Raw genomic sequence first — 7,501 nt, forward strand, 5'->3', positions numbered from 1 at the left:
AGACTTGGGTATACCTCCATATTGACATCAAATATAATATCAAAAGAAAAACAGTTAGTCAACCCTACTAAAATAAATTATGAGGAAAGGAAAATTTTACTTTTCCTCTCCTACATTATAGTACTGACAACGCTCATAATTACCAATCACTCATACCGATGAATGTTTACATTTACTTAATAACTGTTTTTCCTCCCATATAAGGGCGAAGAACTTCTGGAATTATAATTGTACCATCTTCTTGTTGGTAGTTCTCTAAAATAGCTGCAACCGTACGTCCAATTGCAAGACCAGATCCATTTAATGTATGAACATGTTCTGGTTTTCCGTTTGGCTCACGACGGAAACGGATATTTGCACGTCTCGCTTGGAAAGCCTCAAAATTACTACAAGAAGAAATCTCACGATATGTGCCATAGCTTGGAATCCATACTTCGATATCGTATTTCTTCGCTGCTGTAAATCCTAAATCGCCTGTGCACATGCTCATAACGCGATATGGCAACTCTAATAATTGTAACACGCGTTCTGCATCATTTGTTAATTTTTCTAACTCTTCATAAGAATCTTCTGGTTTTACGAATTTTACAAGCTCTACTTTGTTGAACTGATGCTGACGAATTAAGCCACGCGTATCACGTCCAGCTGAACCTGCTTCAGAACGGAAACAAGAGCTAAATGCAGCATATCGTATCGGCAATTGCTCTTTATTTAAGATTTCATCACGGTGCATATTCGTTACAGGTACTTCAGCTGTTGGAATTAAGAAGTAATCTTCACTTTCAATACGGAATGCATCTTCTTCAAATTTCGGAAGTTGTCCCGTTCCTGTCATACTTGCACGGTTTACCATATACGGAGGTAATACTTCTTCGTATCCATGCTCGTCAGTATGAAGATCCAGCATAAAGCTAATTAAAGCACGCTCTAATCTTGCGCCAGCACCTTTATAGAATACGAAGCGGCTTCCCGTTACTTTCCCAGCGCGCTCAAAATCTAAAATTCCTAAATCTGTAGCAAGATCCCAATGTGGTTTTGGTTCATAAGCAAATTCTTTCACTTCTCCCCAAGTACGTGCTACTACATTATCATCTTCTGTTTCACCAACTGGAGCAGATTCATGAGGGATATTTGGAATAGATAACATTAATCTTTCTAAATCTTCTTCAACTGTACGAAGTTCATTATCAAGATCTTTTACTTTTTCTCCAACTTCACGCATTTCTAGAATTAGAGCTTCTGCATCTTTCTTTTCGCGCTTCAATACAGAGATTTGTTGAGATACTTCGTTACGTTTACTTTTTAGTTCCTCTGTTTGAACAAGTAATTCTCTTCTTCTCGTATCCAGCTCTTCAAAGCGACCAAAATCAGTTAAATCTTCGCCTCTATGCTGTAACTTTGCTTTTACTTCTTCAAAATTTGTACGTAAAAATTTAATATCAAGCATTATATACTCCTCCTTTTATTTTATAAAACACAAAAAACTCCCGTCCCTATATAAAGGGACGGGAGTTAACCCGCGTTGCCACCCTAGTTGAAAGCATTGCCGCCTTCCTCTCAAGTAGAAATAACGGCTCTTCACCGGGAATGTTTACTAATCATAAAGATATTCCACATTCCATTCCAGGATGGATTCACAAACTGTTTCTATCGATTTCCACCAACCATCGACTCTCTATAAGAAACGGCATTTGTTACTATTTCCTATCAACACGCTTATTTTATAAAATTGTTACCATCAATTTACTATAATCTTATACAAGTTGCAAGTTACTTATACAACTTTTTTCATTTTCGCTTCTTTTACCATTTCTACAAAGTATGCTGTCACACGATGATCATCCGTTAATTCTGGATGGAATGAAGCAGCTAAAAACTGATTTTGTTTTACTGCTACCATTCGATCATCATGTGTGGAGAGTACTTCAACATCATCAGCTACACGTACAACATATGGAGCACGGATAAATACACCAATAAAGTCTTCTCCTACACCTTTAATTGAAAGTGCGGCTTCAAAGCTATCTTTTTGGCGTCCGAACGCATTGCGCTCTACTGTAATATCCATAGCACCAATATGTGCTTCTTCATAGCCAATAAGCGTTTTTGCAAGAAGAATCATACCTGCACATGTACCAAACATTGGTTTACCAGACTTCGCGAATGTACGAAGTGGTTCCATGAAAGCATACTTATCAATAAGACGGCGCATTGTTGTACTTTCACCACCTGGTAAAATAAGACCATCAATCTCTTCAAGTTGCTCGATACGCTTTACAACAACAGCCTCTGCACCACTTGCTTCAACTGATTTCACATGCTCACGAACTGCACCTTGAAGACCTAGTACACCGATTTTCACCATTTTAAAGTTCTCCTTCAATTACCATCCACGCTCTTGCATGCGTTGTTCTGGTAATAACGTTGAAATTTCGATACCTTTCATCGCATTACCTAATCCTTTAGAAAGGCTTGCAATTAGTTCGTAATCTTCATAATGAGTCGTCGCTTCAACGATTGCGCGTGCAAATTTCTCTGGATTCTCTGATTTGAAGATACCAGATCCAACAAATACACCATCCGCACCAAGTTGCATCATTAACGCTGCATCTGCTGGTGTTGCTACACCACCTGCTGCGAAGTTTACAACTGGCAAACGACCAAGGCGTTTAATTTCAAGTAGTACTTCATAAGGAGCACCAGTATTTTTTGCATATGTCATTAACTCATCTTCACGTAGACTTGCAACTTGACGGATTTCTGCATTGACTTGGCGCATATGACGCACTGCCTCTACAATGTTTCCTGTTCCTGGTTCACCTTTTGTACGAAGCATAGATGCACCTTCTGCAATACGACGTGCAGCTTCTCCGATATCACGGCAACCACATACAAATGGAACTGTGTAATCACGTTTATTTAAATGGTATACTTCATCAGCAGGAGTTAATACTTCACTCTCGTCGATATAGTCTACCCCTAATGATTCTAATACACGTGCTTCTACAAGGTGACCGATACGGCATTTTGCCATAACCGGAATTGACACTGCACCCATAACTTCTTCAACGATCGTTGGGTCTGCCATACGAGAAACGCCACCTGCTGCACGAATATCTGCTGGTACACGCTCTAGTGCCATAACGGCAACTGCGCCTGCCTCTTCTGCAATTTTTGCTTGTTCAGCGTTAATTACGTCCATAATAACGCCGCCTTTTTGCATTTCTGCCATTCCACGTTTTACACGTTCTGTCCCTGTTACATTTGTCATGTTACAAAAACCCCCCTAGGTGAATTGCTTTTCCCCGTTAAAGGCGAAAATTAAGAATACTCTTACATTCTACCACTAACTATCAGATGCTTGTCTACTACTTTTTCATAAAGTCGGTATGAAAAATAGGAATAAGAAAAAGCCCCTACAATGAGGAGCTTTTAAAACCAACCTTTTACTGTATCAACAGCACTATTCCATATACCACTAAAGAAAGAGCCAATTCCACGCATAGAACGAGTAAACCAATTCGCTTCTTCTACTGCAGATGTTGTTACAAGATCTATTTGTAATGACTTACCAGATAAAAATCCAGGATCATTCGCATCTTTTGGTGTGATTACCATTTGGCCAAGTGCAGCTCCCTTTTTAATTGGTGCTTCTTGTCCCTTACTTGCTTCTTTTAATTCTGTTTTATAAACATCTTTACTTCCTTTTGGCACTGGAAGTGAAACAGCTTTTTTTGTTTGAACTGCTACATCTTTTTCTTTAGCATTTTCTACTCGTACTGTTTCTTGCCCTTTTACTGAAGAATCTTTTTTATACATTTGCTTCATTTCAAAGTTAGCAAATCCATAATCATATAGCTTCTTTGTTTCATCAAAACGTGCTGTATGAGAACTTGTTTTAATAACTACAGAAATAAAACGCATACCGTTTCTTTCAACCGTACCAGTGAAACAATCCCCTGCTTCTGGAGTCGAGCCTGTTTTCAGGCCATCAACGCCATCATATTCTTTCACTAAGCCCTTTAACATCCAGTTCCAGTTCGACATTGCAAACTTCTCTTTTTCTGGACGGAATTCTTTTTTCGGGATTTTTGCTGTATCTAGCACTTTTGGATAATCTTTAATTAAATGTTGTGCTAAAGTTGCAACATCCTTTGCAGACATTTTATTTTCTTCATCCGCTGTTGTTCCTTCAGGATGCATTCCCTTTAAATCCTTGTTCGTTAAACCTGTAGAATTGACAAATTTATAATTTTTCAACCCTAGTTCTTTTGATTTATCATTCATCATTTTTACGAAGTCTACTTCTTTACCTGCAATTGCTTCTGCTAATGCAATTGTTGCACCATTTGCAGAAAAGATTGCCATTGCCTCGTATAGCTCTTTTACTGTATAAGTGCCACCATTTTCTAATGCAACATTTGATAATGAAGCATCTTGTGAAACTTTATACGCATATTCAGAAACCTTAATTTTTTGATCCCACTTAAGTTTTCCTTTATCCACCGCTTCATGAACTAAATATTCACTCATCATCTTTGTCATACTAGCAATTGATAATAATTCATCTGCATTCTTTTGATATAAAATTTTCCCAGAATTCGCTTCAACTAAAATTGCTGCACCTGCTTCAATGTTTAGAGCAGATCCTGTTTCTGCTGATGCATTGCTATATGGTAACAACATACTACAAGCTAGTGTAAGCATTGTTACTAAAGCAATGAATCTTTTGCAAAACATACCTTTCACTTTTGCTACCCCCAATATCTATGTACTCACATAACCGTTATTCTAACATAATCAAAAAAAAATAGACAGAGATATCAAATCTCTGTCTATTTGTATATAAGACATTATAATGAGTAGTTTGGAGCCTCTTTTGTAATTTGTACGTGATGAGGGTGGCTTTCGCGTAAACCAGCACCTGACATACGAATGAATTGTGCATTCTCACGTAAGAATTCTAAATTCTGCGCTCCGCAATATCCCATACCGGCACGTAATCCACCAACTAATTGATGAACTGTATCTGCTAAAGGCCCTTTATATGGTACTCGACCTTCAATACCTTCTGGAACAAGTTTCTTATTTCCTTCTTGGAAGTAACGATCTTTACTTCCCTTTTCCATCGCTCCGACAGAACCCATACCACGATACACTTTAAATTGACGGCCTTGGTAAATTTCAGTTTCTCCAGGGCTTTCAGCAACACCAGCAAACATACTACCTAGCATAACAACGTGTGCTCCTGCTGCTAAGGCTTTTACCATGTCACCAGAGTACTTAACACCACCATCAGCAATAACTGGGATACCGTGTTTACGAGCTTCTGTTGCACAATCATAAACTGCTGTTAATTGTGGTACACCAACGCCAGCTACAACACGTGTTGTACAGATAGAGCCTGGTCCAATACCAACTTTAACTACATTTGCACCCGCTTCGATTAATGCTTTCGTTGCTTCAGCAGTAGCAACATTTCCAGCGATAATATTTAGTGCTGGATATTTCGCACGAACTTCTTTTACCTTATCAATAACACCTTGAGAATGTCCATGAGCTGTATCAAGTACGATTGCATCTACGCTAGCTTTTACTAATGCGTCGATACGAAGCATCGCATCAGCCGTTACACCAACCGCTGCTCCAACTAATAAGCGTCCTTGCTTATCCTTCGCAGAATTTGGGAATTCAATTACTTTTTCAATATCTTTTATTGTAATAAGCCCTTGTAATACACCGTTGTTATCAACAAGAGGGAGTTTTTCAATTTTATACTTTTGTAGGATCTTTTCAGCTTCTTCCAGCGTAGTACCAACTGGAGCTGTAATTAGCTTTTCTTTTGTCATTACGTCGGAAATTTTGATTGAGTAGTCTTGGATAAAACGCATATCACGGTTTGTAATAATACCAACTAATTTTCGCTCGTCTAAATTATTTACAACCGGTACACCTGAGATACGGTATTTTCCCATAAGATGCTCTGCATCATATACTTGATGTTCTGGAGTTAAAAAGAAAGGATCTGAAATAACGCCACTTTCAGAACGTTTTACTTTATCAACTTGCTCCGCTTGTTGTTCGATAGACATGTTTTTATGAATAATTCCTAAACCGCCTTGACGAGCCATCGCAATAGCCATATCAGCTTCTGTTACTGTATCCATTCCTGCACTAATTAACGGGATATTTAACTGTAAGCTTTCAGATAAAACTGTTTTAACACTTACTTCTCTTGGTAGTACATCTGACTTTGCTGGTACAAGTAATACGTCATCAAAAGTCAAACCTTCTTTAACAAATTTAGATTCCCACATATTTGTTCCCCCCATGATACCAGAAATTATTATTAGTAGCTTATCAATTGGTTAAAATACTGTCAAGGACGTATATATATGTTAGAATTTTTAGACAATAAAAGGAGCGTAATATATGCATCAAACACATTGTACTTGGCAGCAACTAAGTTTCTTCTTTTCATCTCAAAATGTACAACGTTATCTTGCCCGTTGTTATGAAAAATTCTCCATACAAGATGCTGAAAAAAAAAGTTTCGAAAATTGTTATCCCTTTATTTATTACTTAGAACACGGGAAAAACTATTATGAATTATATAAGGTAGCCCCCTTTTCGATTCAGCCAATGTTATTGTTTTATGGAATGAGCCAACTTTTTAAAGCCTGCTTACTAACTATTGATCCGAACTATCCAGAATCCACTACAGTTTTAGCTCATGGTGTTACAACTCGCAAACGAAAAAAACAGGGATATCAATTTTTAGAAGATGAGGTGAAAGTACAAAAAAATGGATTATTTACTCATGTTGCAGAACAGCTGTTTCACATGAAACACTTAGAAGCAGAAAAGTTTAACATGCTGGATTTAATGGGAAATATTCCTGAATTACAAAATTTATTTCGCTACAGTCAAAGGGGGGGCACTTTATATAAAATTGATTCAACAAATACAAATGAACTTTCCTTTTCGGTCAACATACTAGATCGGCTTCATATGACTACAGAGAGATTTTCACGTTACATTGAATCAACTTGTAAGCATTTATCCATACAACATGTCTCCGGGAAAACGAGCGGATCGAATTTGCTTTTTACAGCCCCTATCCAGTCGTGGAACCCTATATATAGTACGCCTTTATACTACGAATATCTTGCCGATACTTATTACCTACCAATTCCAACTGACCCGAGAAATCCTAAACCCATATTACCTGAACTTCTCGTTCACTATTTATTGCTCTACAATTTAAGTATGATTTCTAGATACGAAACAGATTGGTGGTATGATTTACTTGGGAGCTACGGCTCTGAAGATTATCCATTTATTTATCAATTTCTTACTATTTCTGCTCAAAAAATCCCTTACTATATTTCGTCTTTTTTACTAACAGAACCGAACCTATTTCATGGGAAATAAAAAAAACACAAGTCAAAAGACTTGTGTTTTTAGTTGCTTGGCGACGTCCTACTCTCACAGGGACAAG

Annotated in this window: 6 protein-coding genes and 1 other annotated feature; of the genes, 1 reads left to right on the forward strand and 5 read right to left on the reverse strand. The window is 37.6% G+C overall.

Features of this window, described 5'->3' with window-relative positions:
* Window positions 1-172 precede the first annotated feature (172 nt).
* The 5 genes from serS to guaB all read right to left on the reverse strand — a co-directional run bounded on the left by serS (window position 173) and on the right by guaB (window position 6,317).
* A complete protein-coding gene (serS, locus tag BAQ44_RS01530; RefSeq protein ID WP_000884184.1) occupies window positions 173-1,447 on the reverse strand; it encodes a serine--tRNA ligase in 1,275 nt (424 codons plus the stop codon).
* 51 nt (window positions 1,448-1,498) lie between these two features.
* Window positions 1,499-1,720, reverse strand: a binding site (T-box leader).
* A 54-nt stretch (window positions 1,721-1,774) separates the two neighbouring features.
* Complete coding sequence (gene pdxT / locus BAQ44_RS01535) at window positions 1,775-2,365, reverse strand: pyridoxal 5'-phosphate synthase glutaminase subunit PdxT (protein WP_061680196.1); 591 nt, start codon at window positions 2,363-2,365, stop codon at window positions 1,775-1,777.
* Window positions 2,366-2,383: 18 nt separating this feature from the next.
* Complete coding sequence (pdxS, locus tag BAQ44_RS01540) at window positions 2,384-3,271, reverse strand: pyridoxal 5'-phosphate synthase lyase subunit PdxS (RefSeq protein WP_000186157.1); 888 nt, start codon at window positions 3,269-3,271, stop codon at window positions 2,384-2,386.
* Between the two features lie 161 nt (window positions 3,272-3,432).
* A complete protein-coding gene (gene dacA / locus BAQ44_RS01545; RefSeq protein WP_131801842.1) occupies window positions 3,433-4,740 on the reverse strand; it encodes a D-alanyl-D-alanine carboxypeptidase DacA in 1,308 nt (435 codons plus the stop codon).
* Between the two features lie 113 nt (window positions 4,741-4,853).
* A complete protein-coding gene (gene guaB / locus BAQ44_RS01550; protein ID WP_063261967.1) occupies window positions 4,854-6,317 on the reverse strand; it encodes an IMP dehydrogenase in 1,464 nt (487 codons plus the stop codon).
* A gap of 115 nt (window positions 6,318-6,432) precedes the next feature.
* Between guaB and BAQ44_RS01555 the strand changes: the two genes are divergently transcribed.
* Window positions 6,433-7,434 (forward strand): YaaC family protein, encoded by a 1,002-nt coding sequence (locus BAQ44_RS01555; RefSeq protein WP_063261968.1) that lies wholly within the window; start codon window positions 6,433-6,435, stop codon window positions 7,432-7,434.
* Window positions 7,435-7,501: the final 67 nt, after the last annotated feature.

The sequence above is a fragment of the Bacillus mobilis genome (assembly GCF_001884045.1).
Classification (GTDB): Bacteria; Bacillota; Bacilli; order Bacillales; family Bacillaceae_G; genus Bacillus_A; species Bacillus_A mobilis.

Coding starts and splice junctions, on each gene's coding strand:
- serS (WP_000884184.1), bottom strand. CDS start 1,447: ATGCTTGATATTAAATTTTTACGTACAAATTTTGAAGAAGTAAAAGCA.
- pdxT (WP_061680196.1), bottom strand. CDS start 2,365: ATGGTGAAAATCGGTGTACTAGGTCTTCAAGGTGCAGTTCGTGAGCAT.
- pdxS (WP_000186157.1), bottom strand. CDS start 3,271: ATGACAAATGTAACAGGGACAGAACGTGTAAAACGTGGAATGGCAGAA.
- dacA (WP_131801842.1), bottom strand. CDS start 4,740: ATGTTTTGCAAAAGATTCATTGCTTTAGTAACAATGCTTACACTAGCT.
- guaB (WP_063261967.1), bottom strand. CDS start 6,317: ATGTGGGAATCTAAATTTGTTAAAGAAGGTTTGACTTTTGATGACGTA.
- BAQ44_RS01555 (WP_063261968.1), top strand. CDS start 6,433: ATGCATCAAACACATTGTACTTGGCAGCAACTAAGTTTCTTCTTTTCA.